General features: G+C 61.6%; 15 protein-coding genes. 11 read left to right on the forward strand and 4 right to left on the reverse strand.

All coding sequences use genetic code 11. The annotated features are described in order from the left end of the window. The first annotated feature begins 233 nt into the window (after positions 1-233). The 5 genes from ACOJSI_RS15065 (at position 234) to ACOJSI_RS15085 (ending at position 4,502) form a co-directional block, all read left to right on the forward strand. Positions 234-1,325: a YeiH family protein gene (locus ACOJSI_RS15065; protein ID WP_420139116.1), complete on the forward strand. Its 1,092-nt coding sequence runs from the start codon at positions 234-236 to the stop codon at positions 1,323-1,325. Positions 1,326-1,398: 73 nt separating this feature from the next. Then, on the forward strand, positions 1,399-1,791 hold the full coding sequence (locus ACOJSI_RS15070) for a DUF305 domain-containing protein (protein ID WP_420139117.1): 393 nt from the start codon (positions 1,399-1,401) through the stop codon (positions 1,789-1,791). 1 nt (position 1,792) lies between these two features. After that, entirely contained in the window at positions 1,793-3,232 is a 1,440-nt protein-coding gene (locus tag ACOJSI_RS15075; RefSeq protein ID WP_420139118.1) for a YncE family protein, read from the forward strand. A 2-nt stretch (positions 3,233-3,234) separates the two neighbouring features. Further along, positions 3,235-3,744, forward strand: a complete 510-nt coding sequence (locus ACOJSI_RS15080; protein ID WP_420139119.1) for an RNA polymerase sigma factor — start codon at positions 3,235-3,237, stop codon at positions 3,742-3,744. Continuing rightward, positions 3,741-4,502 (forward strand): anti-sigma factor family protein, encoded by a 762-nt coding sequence (locus ACOJSI_RS15085; protein ID WP_420139120.1) that lies wholly within the window; start codon positions 3,741-3,743, stop codon positions 4,500-4,502. Before ACOJSI_RS15080 ends, ACOJSI_RS15085 begins: the two co-directional genes overlap by 4 nt. 60 nt (positions 4,503-4,562) lie before the next feature. Here the strand turns inward: ACOJSI_RS15085 and ACOJSI_RS15090 are convergent, their stop codons facing one another. After that, positions 4,563-5,441, reverse strand: coding sequence for a lysozyme inhibitor LprI family protein (locus tag ACOJSI_RS15090; protein ID WP_420139121.1), 879 nt, complete (start codon positions 5,439-5,441; stop codon positions 4,563-4,565). A gap of 255 nt (positions 5,442-5,696) precedes the next feature. Here ACOJSI_RS15090 and ACOJSI_RS15095 point away from each other — a divergent pair, with 255 nt between their 5' ends. The 3 genes from ACOJSI_RS15095 (at position 5,697) to ACOJSI_RS15105 (ending at position 7,390) form a co-directional block, all read left to right on the forward strand. After that, complete coding sequence (locus ACOJSI_RS15095; RefSeq protein ID WP_420139122.1) at positions 5,697-6,149, forward strand: hypothetical protein; 453 nt, start codon at positions 5,697-5,699, stop codon at positions 6,147-6,149. Between the two features lie 86 nt (positions 6,150-6,235). After that, a complete protein-coding gene (locus tag ACOJSI_RS15100) occupies positions 6,236-7,021 on the forward strand; it encodes a hypothetical protein (RefSeq protein WP_420139123.1) in 786 nt (261 codons plus the stop codon). Positions 7,022-7,165: 144 nt separating this feature from the next. Next, a complete protein-coding gene (locus ACOJSI_RS15105) occupies positions 7,166-7,390 on the forward strand; it encodes a hypothetical protein (protein ID WP_420139124.1) in 225 nt (74 codons plus the stop codon). 18 nt (positions 7,391-7,408) lie between these two features. Here the strand turns inward: ACOJSI_RS15105 and ACOJSI_RS15110 are convergent, their stop codons facing one another. Continuing rightward, positions 7,409-8,221, reverse strand: a complete 813-nt coding sequence (locus tag ACOJSI_RS15110) for a SirB1 family protein (RefSeq protein ID WP_420139125.1) — start codon at positions 8,219-8,221, stop codon at positions 7,409-7,411. 229 nt (positions 8,222-8,450) lie between these two features. On the opposite strand from ACOJSI_RS15110, the gene ACOJSI_RS15115 reads away from it, so the two are divergent. Next, complete coding sequence (locus tag ACOJSI_RS15115) at positions 8,451-10,022, forward strand: alpha-N-arabinofuranosidase (protein ID WP_420139126.1); 1,572 nt, start codon at positions 8,451-8,453, stop codon at positions 10,020-10,022. A gap of 43 nt (positions 10,023-10,065) precedes the next feature. Here the strand turns inward: ACOJSI_RS15115 and ACOJSI_RS15120 are convergent, their stop codons facing one another. Both ACOJSI_RS15120 and ACOJSI_RS15125 read right to left on the reverse strand, forming a co-directional pair. Continuing rightward, positions 10,066-10,992 carry a histone deacetylase gene (locus tag ACOJSI_RS15120; protein WP_420139127.1) on the reverse strand — a complete coding sequence of 309 codons (927 nt, stop codon included), beginning with the start codon at positions 10,990-10,992 and terminating at the stop codon, positions 10,066-10,068. Positions 10,993-10,997: 5 nt separating this feature from the next. Next, entirely contained in the window at positions 10,998-11,624 is a 627-nt protein-coding gene (locus ACOJSI_RS15125; RefSeq protein WP_420139128.1) for a trimeric intracellular cation channel family protein, read from the reverse strand. 391 nt (positions 11,625-12,015) lie between these two features. Between ACOJSI_RS15125 and ACOJSI_RS15130 the strand changes: the two genes are divergently transcribed. Together ACOJSI_RS15130 and ACOJSI_RS15135 are read left to right on the forward strand one after the other, a co-directional pair. Then, positions 12,016-13,533: a flavin monoamine oxidase family protein gene (locus ACOJSI_RS15130; RefSeq protein ID WP_420139129.1), complete on the forward strand. Its 1,518-nt coding sequence runs from the start codon at positions 12,016-12,018 to the stop codon at positions 13,531-13,533. A gap of 463 nt (positions 13,534-13,996) precedes the next feature. Continuing rightward, positions 13,997-16,558, forward strand: a complete 2,562-nt coding sequence (locus tag ACOJSI_RS15135) for a TonB-dependent receptor plug domain-containing protein (RefSeq protein WP_420139130.1) — start codon at positions 13,997-13,999, stop codon at positions 16,556-16,558. The last annotated feature ends 33 nt before the right edge of the window (positions 16,559-16,591 follow it).

Raw genomic sequence — 16,591 nt, forward strand, 5'->3', positions numbered from 1 at the left:
TTTTGATCATTGCTCATTTCCCCTTGTGTCGAAAAGCAACAGGGTCGCCATGCGGCGAGCCACTTCAAGAGTCCACATGTGCGACGGCTGGGCTGACATCGAGCGCGACCTCCGCCCCACATCGTGGTTGGATGTCGCAGCTAATCCATCTCCTTAGGTGATTGGAATGAAAGCTAACATGCGTTGGAGTGATGGATCGTCGGCTTTTAGCTTGCCAGCGAAAGGAAACGCCGATGGCCTCCGCCGCTGCTCGCCATGTTCACCTTCTTCCAAATGAGACGTCCCTCTTGTCCGTCCTGCCGGGCGCTGGCCTCTGCATCACGATCGCGGCGGCAGCCTACCTGCTGGAGGCCGCAGAAAGGATCCTCCTGGGAAGAGCCTGGCTGGAGGCGCTGGTCATGGCCGTTCTGCTTGGCGTCGCCGTGCGCAGTCTGTGGCATCCCGGCAACCGGTATCACGCGGGAATCGCCTTCAGCGCCAAATATCTTCTGGAAATCGCCGTTGTGCTGCTTGGCCTGTCCGTCAAGGCAAGCACGATCCTCGCCGCGGGCCCAGGACTGCTGCTGGGCATCGCCGGCGTCGTCGGCCTGGCAATCCTGTTGAGCTTCGGCATCAGCCGCTGCATGCGGCTTCCTGTCCGCATGGCCTTGCTGATTGCGTGCGGAAATTCGATCTGTGGCAACTCGGCCATCGCAGCGGTTGCGCCGGTGATCGGCGCGGATAGCGACGATGTCGCGGCGTCGATTGCATTCACGGCGATACTGGGCGTGGCGGTCGTACTCCTGATGCCGATCATCGGCTCGGCGATCGACTTGCACCCGATCTCCTATGGCGCTTTTGCCGGCCTGACTGTGTATGCGGTGCCGCAGGTGCTGGCGGCCGCAGCGCCGTTCGGCCCGTCTGCCGTGCATATGGGTACATTGGTGAAGCTCGTCCGCGTGCTGATGCTTGGTCCGGTGTGCCTGGTGCTGTCCATGGTTGCGCCCAAACTGCCGGTGGAGGCTATCCCGGCCGACGAATACGTCGCGGGTGGCGATGCGCTTCGTCCCAAGATCTCGCTGGCGCATCTCGTCCCCTGGTTCATCATCGGCTTCCTGTTGATGCTGGCCTGTCGCTCGCTCGGTCTCGTGCCCGAGGCGATTGTCGTTCCAAGTGGAAGGTTGGCGACATGCCTGACCGTCATCTCGATGGCTGCGCTGGGGCTAGGAGTTGATCTGCGTGCGATCACGGCCGTTGGCGGCCGTGTTACAGCATCTGCGATCTTATCCTTAGCTGCATTGTCGGCGATCAGCCTTTTTCTACTGTGGGCGCTGCACTTTCAATAAAAACGCATCGCTGCGGGAATAACGCGCGTCCGGCCACGTCTCCACTAGCAAACGCCCCGCATAGGAGCATCGCGTGCAGACATTGAAGCTTGGCCTTGCGCTTATCGCGCTCTCAGTTGGAAGCGGGGTTGCGGGCGCAGCCTTGGCAGGCGGGGAACAGCCCTTCCTGGTGGCAACGACAGCGGCGATGGACCGCATGATGGCCGCGATGCAGATCAAGCCCAGCGGCGACGTCGATCGTGATTTCGAAGCGATGATGACGCCACATCACCAGGGCGCGATTGATATGGCCGTCGCCGAGCTGAAATATGGCCGCAACGAACAGCTCAAGCGCATCGCGCAAGAGATCATCGTCGACCAGCAGCAGGAAATTGCCGCGATGCAATTGGCGCTCGGCAAGCCGCTGCCGCCGTCCGCGCCGGCGCCCACCCAGGGCGCGATGCCGCCAATGAACATGGAGCATTGAGATGAAGCACAAGTCGATCCTCTTGACCGCGCTGCTTTGCGCCTGCGCGGCCGCACCGGCAGCGGCGCAGCAGGCGCCTTGGGCGCGTCAGAACACGCCCGTAAGCCACCGCGACCGCGTCTATGCCGCCGAGCAATTTTCCAACACCCTGTCCGTGACCGATCCGGCGGACAATCGCTTGCTGGGCGTGATCAAGCTAGGCGAGCCGCAGCCCGGCAACTTCTCTCCGCTCTACAAGGGGCAGGTGCTGGTACACGGTCTGGGCTATTCGCCGGATGGCAAGACGCTGGCTGTGGTTTCGATCGGATCCAATTCCGTCACATGGATCGACACCGCCACCAACGCGGTCAAACATACGACCTATATTGGCCGCAGCCCTCACGAAGCCTTTTTCACTCCGGACGGTTCCGAAGTGTGGGTCACCGTACGCGGCGAAGATTATATCTCCGTCCTCGATCCAGTAAGTTATGAGGAAAAGACGCGGCTGAAGACGCCGGGCGGACCCGGCATGACGATCTTCTCGCCGGATGGTCACTATGGCTATGTCTGTTCTTCCTTCGATCCCGAGCTGGTGGTGTTCGACACCAAGAGTCATCAGATCGTTGGGCATGTTCCGCAACCAAGCCCGTTCTGCCCGAACATCGCGGCGAGCCCGGATGGCAAGCAGGTCTGGTTTACCTTGAAGGACGTGGGCAAGACCGTCGCGTTCGACGCGCGGCCACCCTTCGCGGTGCTGAAGGTGATTGATACCGGACCAATTACCAACCACGTCAATTTCGCGCAGACACGGAAGGGCGTTTTCGCCTATGTATCGGTGGGCGGGCTTAACGAGGTAAAGGTGTTCCGGACGGACACATTCGATCAAGTGGCCAATGTTCCCGTCGGCAAGCTGCCGCACGGCGTATGGCCATCGGGCGATGGCAGCTGCATCTATGTCGGACTGGAGAATGACGATCAGCTCGCTGCGATCGATACGGGCTCGAACAAGGTGATCGGTAATGTGCCGATCGGGCAGGCACCGCAAGCAATCGCATATGTCCCGAACGCGGTTACCGAAGGTGCCGGTACTGCCAATCTGCAGCCCTTGGGCGTCGCTGGCAAAGCCATTCATCTAGAGCTGGGAGTGCCAGGTTCGAACGGCGCCCCGACCAGCGTCAGCCTGTTCGACCAGGGCTTGATCCAGATCCTGGAAGCCTCTGCAACAGGATTGCAGCCGAAACACCAATATGTGTTGGCTTTTGCCGCCAAGCCGGACGGGTCCGGAGCGCTGGAGCCGCTGGCCATGTTCATGACAAATCCGGCGGGTTCCGCGATCGTCAATGCTTCGGGGCCGATCCGGCAGGTCGTGCAGGGTGGGGCCGATCAGCCGCCCCGGTTCCTCGTCATCGCCGAAGCAGATGAGGGCAATCCGGGCAAGATCGTTCAAGTGCAGCGGCCCTGACCATGGAAGCGCTGGCCTCTGCAATCGAGCCGCTGATACCGGGCCTGCGCCGCTACGCGCGGGCCTGGACGCGGGATACGGCGCTTGCCGACGATCTGGTGCAGGACTGCCTGGAACGCGCGGTCGCGGGCTGGTGGCGCCGGCGCGGCAGCAATGTTCGCCCGTGGCTCTATGCCATCCTGCACAATCTGCTGGTCGATCATTCACGGCGGCAGAAGCGGCGCTCCGGGCTGGTGGCGATCGATGCGGTCGACGAGGAGGCGCTGGCCGTCCGACCGGAGCAGGAAGCCGGCCTTCATCATGACGATTTGCTGCGGGCGCTGGATGCATTGCCGGACGAGCAGCGGGCGGTGCTCCTGCTCGTGTCGGTCGAGGATCTTCCTTATGCGGAGGCGGCGGCGATTTTGGGCGTGCCGCTCGGTACGGTGATGTCGCGCGTGTCGCGTGGGCGCGATCGCCTTTCGGCATTGTTGGCGGCTGGTGAAAGGCCGCGATTGAGGAGCGTGAAGTGACCAGCCCGGTGGGTGATGATGACCTGATGGCATGGGTCGATGGGCGCCTGTCGCCGGAGCGACTCCGCCTCGTGGAAGCCTTCCTGTCGGAACATCCGGAGGTGCGGACGCGCCTGACCTGCCAGATGGCGCAGGCGCGGCAAATGTGCGCGACATTCGCGCCCGCTGCAGAGGAGCCGATTCCGGCCGCCATGCGCGTGGGGGCGATCCTGGAACGGCGGCGCCGGCCGGCCTGGTGGGGCGCGCTTGCGGCCTCCCTGTTGCTCGGGGCAGGCTTCGGGAGCGGGTGGATGAGCGCCCAGCACTTCATGCCACCCTCGGCTGGTATCGGCGCGTTGGCACAGGAAGCGACCGACAATTACCGCGTTTTCTCAGTCGATATGCCCGCCGCGGGCGAGGTCGCGCCGGATGGACGGGAAGGTCTGCTTCGCCAGGCTTCGCTACGCCTCGGGCGGCGTGTGGCTATTCCTGATCTCAGCCGATCGGGATATCGCTATGCGGGTGGGCGATTGGTAGCGACACCACATGGTCCCGCCGTGCTGTTCCTCTACAATAACGAACAAGGCGCCAGTCTCGTCCTGATGACGCGCCCGATGAAGATCGACAAGACCGCGCCGATGGCCGCGACGCGGCAAGACGATGTGGCTCGGGTGAGCTGGGCGTTGAACGGCATGGGTTACAGCGTCGTTGGATCGCGTTCGCCGGAAACGTTGCACGCCGTGGCCGAAGAGGCGCAGCGGCAGCTCACGCATATCTGAGCTGCCGCGCGTCTGGCGGATGTGCGGTCGGCTTAGCAGGGCCGACCTTTGCTTGGCCGATCAGCGGCGCCGCTTCTTGGGCCCCTTCTTCCCCTGGCTGCTGGCAGCAGGCATCGGCGGGTAATCGGGTCGGGTCAGGCAGGCGGGCAGCCAATCCGATGCCATGTCGACGTCGATATCGACGTCGATCTTCTGCAACGGCGGGTAGGGCGGCGTCCGGGTACCAGATGCCGCCGTCCATACAGCATGCTGACCGCCAGACGCATTGGGATTGGGGCAGGAGCCGTAGGCATCATTTCCGATGGAGCATCCCGCAATCTTTGTCAGTGTACCGTTCGTGACGCGTTCCACCACCCGCGTTTCGCTCACGGAGCCACTTGCCCACTCCTGGTCGACGCTGCAGACGCGATCGCGGTTCTGGAAGTGCTGGCGGCCGAAGCAGCCGTAGACGTAACCGCCGCCGCTCGGAACAAAGCTGCACGACGTCTGGAAACCGGCATAGGCGCCGCCGGTGAACCGCGCCGCGAATGCCCGCTGCCGCCGGGCCATGGCGATCATCCGCGGCAGGCCGGTGTCACCCGTGTCGATGCGAATAAGGTCGGCCCCCCGATCGCGGATTGCCTTGAACACGATGGCGCGCCACGCAGGTCCGCTGAGGGAGCCGGGCCCTTGGCCAAGACGGCCCAACTGGCTGTCCCGCGCTGCCAGCCAGCGCCTTTGGCTGGCGATCAGGGCAGCCTTGATATCCTCCTCGCCGGTAGACTTTAGCAGGCGAAGATAGGAGGCATTCATCGCCGCATCGGCCTGGCGCAACCGGCTGTCCGAACAAATCAGCCGTTCCATGCTGTTGGCCGCCTTGCTGCACGTTATGGCGTGGGCGGCTGATGATCCGAACAGGCTCATGGCAAGGGTTGCGATGAGCCATGATAAACGCGTCATCAGGGATCCTTTTACTCGTGAAGGAAGGGCAGCGCCGCGGCGGTCTATTAGCCGCTCGCGCGGGCTCTGCCGAGGGAAGATCGCGGGCGTCGTTGTATGACTATTTGACCTTCGATCCGACGAAATACTGTAAAAACGTCTGTACCCCTGCGAGCGAGGTTAGTACAGCCGCTGCTAACATGGATCAATTGGGGATTGCGGATCGTGCGACGTCTCATCTGGCTTTCGGCAGTGGCCGTACTAACAACGGCATCGATGCAAATTGCGCTCCCCGCACAGGCGGCGGCGCCAGCCCAGAACGCACAGGCAGCCCGATTTCATAGCTTCTTCACTACCTTTCGCGCCGCGGTGCTGAAAGGCGATCGTAACGCCGTCGCCAACATGGTCAGCTTTCCTTTCAAGGACTTCCGCTCGGGCAATTATTGCGAACCAGGCGACACGCAGTGCAAACTAAGCCCCACGTCTGCGGCGAGCCGAGATCGTGCGGAGTTCCTGAAGAAATATGATCGCATCTTTACGCCCGCGGTGATTGCGGCGATCCGCGCCGGACGCGTGCACGGGTTCCGCCGCGGTCAGGACGATGGTGAGGTGGCAGGCCCCATCGTTGCCGGCGAATATCTGCTTGATGCCGAGGATGTCGGCGATCAGCGGGTCTTCGTGCCGGTCGGCAATAGCTGGAAACTGGCCCGCATCCCCTTCTACTCCTAAGCGCGCCTGACGCGCCCGGCAAAACCGCTGGCTGCATCAGAAGAAGCAGGCGCATCGGTGACAATAGCGTGTGGCAGGAGCATCTGATGACAAGACGGACCGGGTTGAGAGCGACCATCCTGGCGGCGCTGTGCGCAGCGGCGGGAATGGCTGCTCCGCCGATGAAGACGATCGCATCGATGGATCTGTCTAAGCCGTTCGCAACGCGCGCGCCGTGGCACTTCACGGCACGCCAGGGCCCGTCGGTGAGCGATACGCCTTCGGGCGATACCGAAGACGGCGCGATCACCTTGTGCATCAGCAAAGATGGTGGCCGCACATGTCAGCCCTCGCTGGAGGGCCTGCTTACGCGTGACGACAAGGTGAAGGATGATTTCTTCCAACCGCACTATCTTGCCGCCCCAACCATCGTGCATCCGACCGACAAGATCGCGCTCCTCAAGATTGAAGTGAGCAGTCTGCACGCCGGCAATGGCGATTATCTTCATGCCCTAGCGCTGCTAAGCTATGATCGTGCGCGCGATGGGTTCGTCCCAGTCTACCGGCATTTCGTAGGCCGGAATAACAATCAGGAAATACGCTACGTCCCGGCTGGGCCTCTGCGCGGCGCCGTCATCTCCGCCGAGCCCACCCAAGACGCGCCATTTGGCTATTGGGTCACGGTGAGCCGGCTTTCGGGCGCGGCCTATCGGCAGGTTGTTCGCTATAGGAGCGGCACACGCTATGGTGATAACAATCCTCTTGCGGTGATCGACGCTGAAATGCCGGCCATCCAACAGCGGCTTGGCCTATGGCGACCCGGCCAGCCTTTGCCGGTCCCGGCAAAGGGCTGTGCCAAGCCGCATCTGGTGAAGAGCGTTTTATGGTGCTGAGCGGGATTGGATGCCGCTTCAAGCAACGACCCAGGTAGCCCCGACAGTCAGATCGTCGTCCAGGCGTGCTGGGCCAGGGGCCAAATCCCAAATCTGTAATGCAGATCATTGCGCATCCGGGGCTGTGCGGGCATCGCATCAGGCATGACTAAGCCTGAAGAAAAGATGGATCCGGAGCAGGAATATTTCGAAAAGCGGGCTGAGGCAGAACTGGAGCTAGCGCAGTCCGCGACACATCCGGGTGTCGTAAAAGCCCATTATGAATTGGCCGGCCTCTACCTCGACATCGTCCATGGTGAGCCGGAGCATTCGGAAAGCGATGCGGGCGTCGAGGAGCAGGGGGAGGGCGTCGAAACGGGCGAGGATTAACGGCGGGCAATATCTTCTTCAGCGCGCGTGGCCCGTCAACCCATCCATTGCGGCTGCGACATGCTCGCGCATCTTAGGATCGCGCGTCACTTCCAGGATCGCGCTCAGGCTGGCTCGCGCCGCGGTGACATCTCCGGCAACGAGCTCCAGCCGGGCGCGTGTCCACCATCCATGCGCCCCGCTCGGATCGATCGTGGTGATCCGTTGCAGCACCTGAAGCGCGCGGCTGGGATCGCTGCTGTTTTCGGCACGGCTCGCTTGATTCATCAATAACCGGACGAGCGCTGCGCGATTGGTCATTGGTACCACGTGATCCGCTAGCGGCTGAACGTCCCGCCCAAGAATTCGGGCGAGCAGACGGGCAAGATCTTCCGCGCCCAGGATCGCGCCATTATCGAACGGATCGATCAGGACCGGCGCTGTGCCCGTACCGATCCGTACCAGCACATGCCCCGGCGTGTTCAACGGATCAGCCGCCCACCCCATCCTGCGCGCAGCAGCGACATAAAGGATCGCCAGGCTGATCGGCAGCCCACGCCGGCGGTCGATGACGCGGATCATGTCGGTATTGGCCGGATCGTCATAGCTTGCGCTGTCACCGTGGAGACCAAAATCTCCCCCTATGACTTGTGCCAGGACGAGCGCCTGTTTCTCGGCCGTATCCGCATGTTCAGCCAATACCGCCAGGCGGTTGGTAACCATGTTGAGGAAGGCCAGATAGGGTTCGAGATCAAGACCGGGGTGATCGAGACTGGCGAGCTCAAGCGCGGCCGCATCAAGCATGATGGCTTCATCGTCCAGCAGGCCGAGATGCGAAATCTGCTGGTTCATGGCCCGAACCTCCGCTGAGTGGCGTTGCAGGAGTCAAGGCGCCGTGATCCAATCATGATGTCCAGCCAACGGCAGCAGCGCCGGATAGTTGCGTAAATCTGCAGAAACACATGTTAAGCAGCTGGTTTAAAAAGATCTTATCTGGCTGGCCACGCCATCGTTGACCGTTGGCAATTGTCTGAGTAATTCCGTGCCGCGCATGCAACGGGCGCGCGGTGGGGAGAGCGAAATGAAGGCGTGGCGGTTGAGCGTGGGCGTCGTGGCGATAGCTTTACATGGGACGGCTGCTCTGGCGGCCGCCCAGGTCAACGTGCGGATCGATGCCGCCAAGCCTGGCGCGACGATCAATCGCGACATCTTCGGTCAGTTCGCAGAGCATCTGGGCACCGGCGTTTACGGTGGCGTATGGGTCGGGCGCGATTCTAAGATACCGAACGTGCGGGGCATCCGCTCCGACGTGGTGGCGGCGCTGAAGGCGATCCGTGTCCCCAATGTACGCTGGCCGGGCGGGTGTTTCGCAGACGAATATCATTGGCGTTGGGGGGTGGGGCCGCAAGCTAGTCGCCGGCACACGCTGAACGCGAGCTGGGGCAATGTGATCGAGCCAAACAGCTTCGGAACGCACGAATATTTCGACTTCCTGCAGCAGATCGGCGCCGACGCGTATCTGTCGGTCAATATTGGTTCTGGTAGCGCCGAAGAGGCTGCCGACTGGTTCGAATATATGACGGCGGACCAGCCGACGACGCTGGCCAACGAACGTGCCGCCAACGGGCACCCGGCGCCGTACAAGATCAAATATGTCGGTCTCGGCAATGAGAATTGGGGCTGTGGCGGGGCCATGTCCGCCGATCATTATGTCGAAGAGATGAAGCGGTTTGCGCATTATACGCGCAATCTGGATCCGGCACAGAAGGGCCCGACGGCAACGAAGCGGATCGCGGTAGGCTGGGACAGCCTGAACAGCGACTATACCGAGGCCGTGATGAAGGCCTGGAAGGACAAGGTCTGGAGCTGGGACATCGAGGGCGTTTCGCTGCACAATTATGTCGTCGGCGGCTGGCCGCCGCATTTGAAGAGCACCGGCTTTGGCGAAGATGAATATGCGATCGCCCTGGCCGAAGCGTTCCGGATGGACACGATGATCAACAAGCAGGCCGGGATCATGGACAAATATGATCCGGAGAAGAAGCTGGAGCTGGTCGTCGACGAATGGGGCGCATGGCTGGCCCCGACCCCGGGCAGCAACCCCGGTTTCCTGCAGCAGCAGAATTCGCAGCGCGACGCGCTTCTGGCGGCGGTCAACCTGAACATCTTCATGCGCCACGCCGATCGGGTGCGGCTGGCCAATATCGCGCAGATGATCAACGTGCTGCAGGCGATGATCCTGACCGACGGGCCGAAGATGGTGCTGACGCCCACCTACCACGTCTATAAGCTCTATTTGCCGTTCCAGGATGCGACGGCGCTGCCGGCCTCCTACGATGCTGGCCTGTACCGGCATGGCAAGGTGGAGATGCCGCGCGTCGACGTGGTCGCCGCTCGCGACAAGGCAGGCAGGACGTGGGTGTCCGTCGTGAACCTGGATCCGAACGGAACGGCAGAAATTGCTATCGACGTCGCGGGCGTCTCGGCGAATGGCGCTTCGGGCCAAGTGCTGAGCGCGGCGAAGGTCGATGCGGTCAACAGCTTCGCCGCGCCCAACGCCGTACAGCCGCGGCCGATCGCGGCCCGTCGTGAGAATGGCAAGCTGGTAGTTACGCTGCCGGCGGCGTCAGTAGCGGTGCTGGCGTTGCAATAAGGTGATCGGCAGGGCGTCGCGGCAACGCCATGCCGGACGATGGTCAGGGTCGGCTGGCGGTCGAGCGGGAGGGCTGTCCCATCTCGTCGGCAAGGTGAATCATCGTATCGGCGTGGCGTCTTGCGACGGCCATGCGATCTGCGCCGTAGCCGCCGCCCAGCGCGCTGGCTAACGGAATAGCCCGTTGCTTGGCGGTGCGTGCGACGTAGCGATCGCGCGCTTCCAATCCCGCGTCGCTGAGCGCCAGCCGACCCAGCCTGTCGCCGGCATGCGGATCGACGCCGGCCTGGTAGAGGATGATCGAAGGGCGAAACTCGTCCAACGTGCGTGGCAGCACGTCGGCAAGCGTGGTGAGATAGGGCTCATCACCAGTTCCGTCAGGCAATCCGATATCCAGGCTCGACTGTGCCTTGCGGACCGGGAAATTCTTTTCGGCATGCAGGGACAAGGTGAAGATGTCCGGATCATCGGCCGTAAGCGCGGCGGTACCGTCCCCCTGATGCACGTCCAGATCGAGGATCATGACCCGCTCGACAGCGCGCTCGGCCATCAGGCGATGGGCCACGATCACCAGATCGTTGAAAACGCAATAACCCGCGCCCGTATCAGCCAGCGCATGATGGCTGCCGCCGGCGCTGTTCGCGGCATATCCGTGCAGCATCGCAAGGCGCGCCGCGAGGTAGGTGCCGCCAGGGGATAGTTGGGATCGGCGCGATACGCGCGGGGTGATGGGGAAGCCGATGCGACGGGTCTTGTCAGGCGGGACCGCGCAGGCCAGCACTTCGTCCACATAGGTAGCGTCATGAACGGCATCGATCCAGTTACGCGGCATCAGTTCCGGCGTGTGGACGGCGAAGGGCGCCCCGCTCTCCTGCAGCGCCACCATCACCAGCCCATATTTATCATGCGGGAAGCTGCTCCCCGGCGCTGCGGGCGAGACATAATCGGGATGATGGACGACGTGCAGCATGCCGATCAGCCGCGATACGCGGGAAGGGCAAGGCCGCGCGAAATGGCCAGCGCACGCAGCGCAAAGCCTGCGACAGCGCCAATCGCGGCCGGCCAGACGCTGGGCAGGCCCGCCATGCTGAGCGTCACGAACAGGCCGGACGACAAAGCGGCGGCCGTTACGTAGATTTCTGGGCGCATGATGATGGAGGGCACACCCGCCACGATATCACGTAATATCCCGCCGAAGCAGGCCGTTACGACGCCCATCAGTGCGCCCGGGAGGGGCGGGACTCCTGCGCTGATTGCCTTGCTGGCGCCATATACAGCGTAGGCCGCGAGGCCCACGGCGTCGAACCAGTCAATCGCCCTGCTGGACCACCAGCGCTGAGGGGTCATCCACACCAGGGCGGCCACGGTCAGGCAGATTGCAACCGGCAGTGTGCGATGCATCCAGAAGACGGGCGCGTCGATCAACAGATCGCGTATCGTGCCGCCCCCAGTTCCCGTCACCAGCGCGAAGAAGCAGAACGTAACGATCGTGCGCTGCGCCCTTGCTGCCGCCAGCGCACCGGACGCTGCAAATACCGCCACGCCGGCAATATCCAACCATGCCAGAAACGGACTGAGCGACGAGAGGAAAACCGGATGCATGCGGCAGCATGCGGCCCGCCACGAGCTTCGGCAAGCGTGATCGTTGGGCGGAACGACATCCATTGGCGGGCATCAAAAAAATTCCGGCAAAGACGAAAAAGTAATAATCTTGCAATAATTGCATTTGCGCCCGGTTTGCTATTGCGATGTTCTGTGGATCCAGAGGTTACGGGGGGCCGGACCAGACACCCAGCCGCCGCCAGAAGACCATGTTGGGAAAGGATGCTCCGAAGGGTGCGCCGCTGACGTAGCGGCGACGCGTCGGAGGGTAAAATGCCCCCGTCGTAACTTGGGGGGTCAAACAGTGATTTCACGACGCAGGCTGCTTGAACGGCTGGGCTATTTTGGTGGCCTGGGGGCAACTTTCAGTGCGATGCAGGCGCTGGGATTGATGAGTACAGCGCGCGCGGCGGCGATGCCCGCGCTGCCGCCTACACTCGGTAACGGTAAGCATGTGATCGTGCTGGGCGCTGGGATATCCGGGCTGGTCGCAGCTTACGAGCTGGAACAAGCCGGTTTTCTTGTGACGTTACTTGAGGCGCGTGAGCGGGTGGGCGGTCGCGCGTGGACGGTGCGCGATGGCGACAAGATCGAAATGATCGGCGAGGAAACGCAAACCGCGCGCTTTACGGACGGCGCCTATTTCAACGCCGGTCCCGCCCGTATACCCAGCTTCCATACCGGTCTGCTCGGCTATGCAGACAAGTTCGGGGTACCGCTGGAGGTGGAGGTGAACTCCAGCCGATCCGCCTATATCGTAGGGGATGATGGCGCCAAGCTGCGCCAGCGCACCGCCGTCAACGATATGCGCGGCCACATTGCCGAGCTTCTCTCCAAGGCGGTCAGCCAAGGTGCCTTGGATCAGAGACTGACGCCTGGGGACAAGGAAAAGCTACTGCCGTTCCTGCGCTTCTACGGCGATCTGGATGACACTGGCGCCTTCACGGGGACCGCGCGTTCCGGCTTCCAGACCATGCCGGGGGCTGGCCCCGCATTTGCGACCCATCATCCTGCACGTCCCCTCGGGGAACTATTGGCCAATCAGCAATTGCCGATGACCCTGTTCGACGATGCTTTCTATATGCAGGCGACAATGGTCGAGCCGGTCGGCGGCATGGATCGGATCCATGCAGGGTTCGACCGGAACCTGCGGCGCCCGGCGATCCGCGGTGCCGAAGTCACACGCATTCGCGACACCGCCAAGGGTGTCGAGGTAGTCTATCGCGACAAAGCTTCACACGCGACCAACGTGGTGAGCGGCGATTATCTGATCTGTACGATACCGTTCCCCGTCCTTTCTTCCATCGATACCAATTTCTCGAAGCCGGTGGCGCAGGCGATCGCTGGCGTGGTCTACGATCATTCCAACAAGATCGCGTTCGACGCGCCGCGGTTCTGGGAAACGGAGGATCAGATTTACGGCGGCATCACCTTTGTCGGTGGGCCGACGAGCCTGATCTGGTACCCGTCGGCTGCCATTCATTCCGCACGGGGCATGCTGCTTGCCTGCTATGCATCAGGGCCGGTCGCCGCCGATTTCCAGAAACGGCCGATCGCCGAGCAGATCGAATATGCCCGCGCTGTGGTAGAGAAGGTTCACCCAGGCCACGGCAAAGATCTTTCCAATGGCATCGCCGTGAACTGGCACAAAATACCCTATAGCCTCGGCCCGTGGCCGGCGTGGAATCCCGGCCAAGCGGGACGGCAGGAAGGGAATATCGACACCCCGGCATTCCGTTTGCTGCAGAAGCCGGATGGCCGCGTCTATTTCGCAAGCGCCGCGCTGAGCCAGACGCCGGGATGGCAGGAGGGCGGGATCGCGTCGGCGCACTATCAAGTGAAGGCGCTGGCCGGGCGGGTTACGGCAGAGGCGCTGGCGGAGCCAAGTTGGGAGCGGAGGGCGGCCTGAACCCGAACGGGAAGTCTGTATACGGGGACGCGCGTCGTAATTTGCCCTGCGAAGAGCTGATTGCGCGCAGCTGAGCGCACAACGTTGCTGGCTTTACCTGCGGCGAGGCGCGGAGGCAGCACTCGGAACAATCATGCATGGTTGGGTCACGAGAAATGTTCTCGATCCATGCCTGATGCAAATGTTGCAGAAATGGTACTAGGACTACTGCGATAATCCGGACTGGATGCAAAGTTGATATTGTATTTGCCCGAATCAAAAGTTGGGATAGCTTTGCTGATATAAGAACAGAATCACAGGCGAACATTTTTGTTCGCTGCAGTTGGAATTGAAAAGCGTCAGTGTCGTTGCTTCTTTATGCCTTTTGGGCAGGAGGTTTTGCGTTTGCTTAGCATATAAAAGCGATATTCATAATCGTGTCTAGCGAGAGGCTCCTGAGGCGTAGGTTTACTCTGGGGGCATTATGAAGATGAGCATTGGCATGATTTCCCGCTTGGCGATCGTTGTGGGGTCGATCGCAACAGGACAGGCGGTCTGGGCGGCAGATGCGCCGGCAGCGGCGGCGCCTGCCTCTAATTCGGCCGGTGCATCTGCGGACGACGAGGTGATCGTCACGGGAACCCGCGCGGTCGGGATAACAGCTGCGGAAAGCGCTACCCCGATCAAGCTTCTCGGCGCGGACGCGATCGAACATGTTGGGCAGCCCAACCTCAATCAGGTTCTGACCCAGCTCGTCCCGTCATTCAACGCCGCGGCCTTTGGTGGCGACACGGCTCAGCTGACGCTTTCCGCGCGACTGCGGGGCCTGAGCCCCAATCACACATTGGTGCTGGTCAATGGCAAGCGCCGCCACGGAACTGCCAACCTGGCGGTGCTGGCAGGGGTCACACAAGGCGGTGCAGCTCCAGACTTGGACTTCATATCGCCGGCGTCGATCAAGCGGATCGAGGTGCTGGAGGATGGCGCAGCCGCGCAATATGGCTCCGATGCGATCGCGGGCGTGATCAACATCATCCTGAAGGACAGCGACGAGGGTGGGGCCGTCAGCGCAACCGGCGGCCAATATTATAAAAGCGACGGCTTGATCGTGTCGGGCAGCGTCAACCTGGGCACCAAATTGGGCGAGAGCGGCTTCATCAACCTGACCGGGATGTATCGTTATCATCAACGTAGCCAGGTCGGCGGTATCGATCGCCGTATCTATTTCCCCGACGGGACGGTGCGCACGACGGCCAGCGGCCTTTCGCCCGAACAAGTCGCGCTCTATCAGAATTTGCCCGGCGCACCCTACGTGAACCGGATCTTCGGCGATCCGCAATCGAAGCTGGGGCAGGGCGGCTTCAACGCCGGCTATGATTTCGGCGAGGTGCAGCTCTACAGTTTCGGTACGTACAGCCATCGCACGGCGGCGGCTTACGAGAATTATCGTGTTCCAGATCGCGTGCGCCGCTCTCCGGTACTGGGCGTGCAAGGGTCGCTTACGACGCCGGGGGAAGTGCTCTTCAACCCGCTGGGCTTCAATCCGCAGGAAGCTTTCCGGGAAGATGATGCGGCCATCACCGGGGGGGCGAAGGGTCAGTTCAGCGGCTTTAACTGGGATCTCAGCGTCACCTATGGGCGCGACCAGGACAAGATCTATACCCAGAATTCAGCCAATGCCTCGCTTTACGTCGATACACATTTTACCCCGACGAAATTCTATAATGGTAAGTTCATCAACGACGAACTGACGTTCAACGCGGACTTTAGCAAGGAAGTCGATATCGGCATGGCCGGCCCGCTCAATATCGCTTTCGGCGGCGAATATCGCAGGAACGGTTATACGATCGGCAGCGGCGACCCGGCCGCGATCTACAAGGAGGGCGGCCAATCCTATCCCGGCTTCCAGCCGACCGACGCAGGCCATTATTCCCGCAATAACGAAAGCGCCTATATCGATCTTGCCTTGACCCCGATGGAGGGGCTGAAGCTGGATGTGGCGGGTCGCTACGAGCATTATTCAGACTTCGGCAGCAAGGTCATCGGCAAGGCGACCGCTCGATACGATTTGTCAGAAGCGATTGCCATTCGTGGTACCGTTTCGAACGGCTTCCGCGCACCGACGCAGGCCGAGCAATATTATTCGGCCACGAACGTATCGCCGACCTCTGCAACCGTCCAGTTGCCGGCTAATTCCGAAGCGGCAAAGCTGCTCGGTTTCAACAATCTGAAACCGGAGAAGTCGTTCAACCTGAGTGGTGGCTTCGTCTTGCGGCCAATGGACCGCGCAACGATCACGCTCGATTATTATCACATCCGTATCAAGGATAGGATTTTCGGATCGGGGACGATCTATGGGTTGGGCGGCGCCACCAACAATCCAGCGGTGCTGCTGGCGATCGCAGCGCATGGCAACGTGCTGGATCCCACAGTCACGCAGGTCGGCGTAGCGGCCTTCACCAACGGCGTGGATACGAATACGGACGGGGTCGATATCACCGGCAGTTATACGATCCCGTCCGATTATGGCAGCTTCAACCTGACCCTGTCGGGCAATTACAACAAGAACAAGATCAAGAAGATCAGCGACGCGGCGCTGGCCCAAGGGTTGTTCGACTATACCTCTGTTTCGTTGCTGGAACATTCCGCACCGCGCTTCAAAGTGATCGGTGGTCTCAACTGGTCGCTGGATCGGTTCAGCGTAACCGCGCGCGAAACCCTCTATGGCAAGCATTCCGTACTCTACAGCCCGAATGGCGGCGCCGTCACCGCAACGAGCACGCCGACGGGATATTATCGCAACAAGATCGGAACGGCAGCGCTGACTGATCTGGAGGTCGGCATCGATTTGACCAAGACCCTTACCTTCTCGGTCGGCGCGAATAACCTGTTCAACAAGAAGCCGCCAAAGGTGTTGGCGGTGCCGAACAGCGGCCCGGTGCCGACGCTTTCTACTGCCGGGAACGTCTATGACGCGCCCAGCACATTCTCTGCTTACGGTATTAACGGCGGCTATTATTACGCGCGTATCGACTTCCGCTTCTAAACTGCGGCACGATCTTGGGGCGGCGTGTCGGCG

Origin of the sequence: Sphingomonas sp. (genome assembly GCF_048595155.1) — a bacterium.
Taxonomy (GTDB): Bacteria; Pseudomonadota; Alphaproteobacteria; order Sphingomonadales; family Sphingomonadaceae; genus Sphingomonas_I.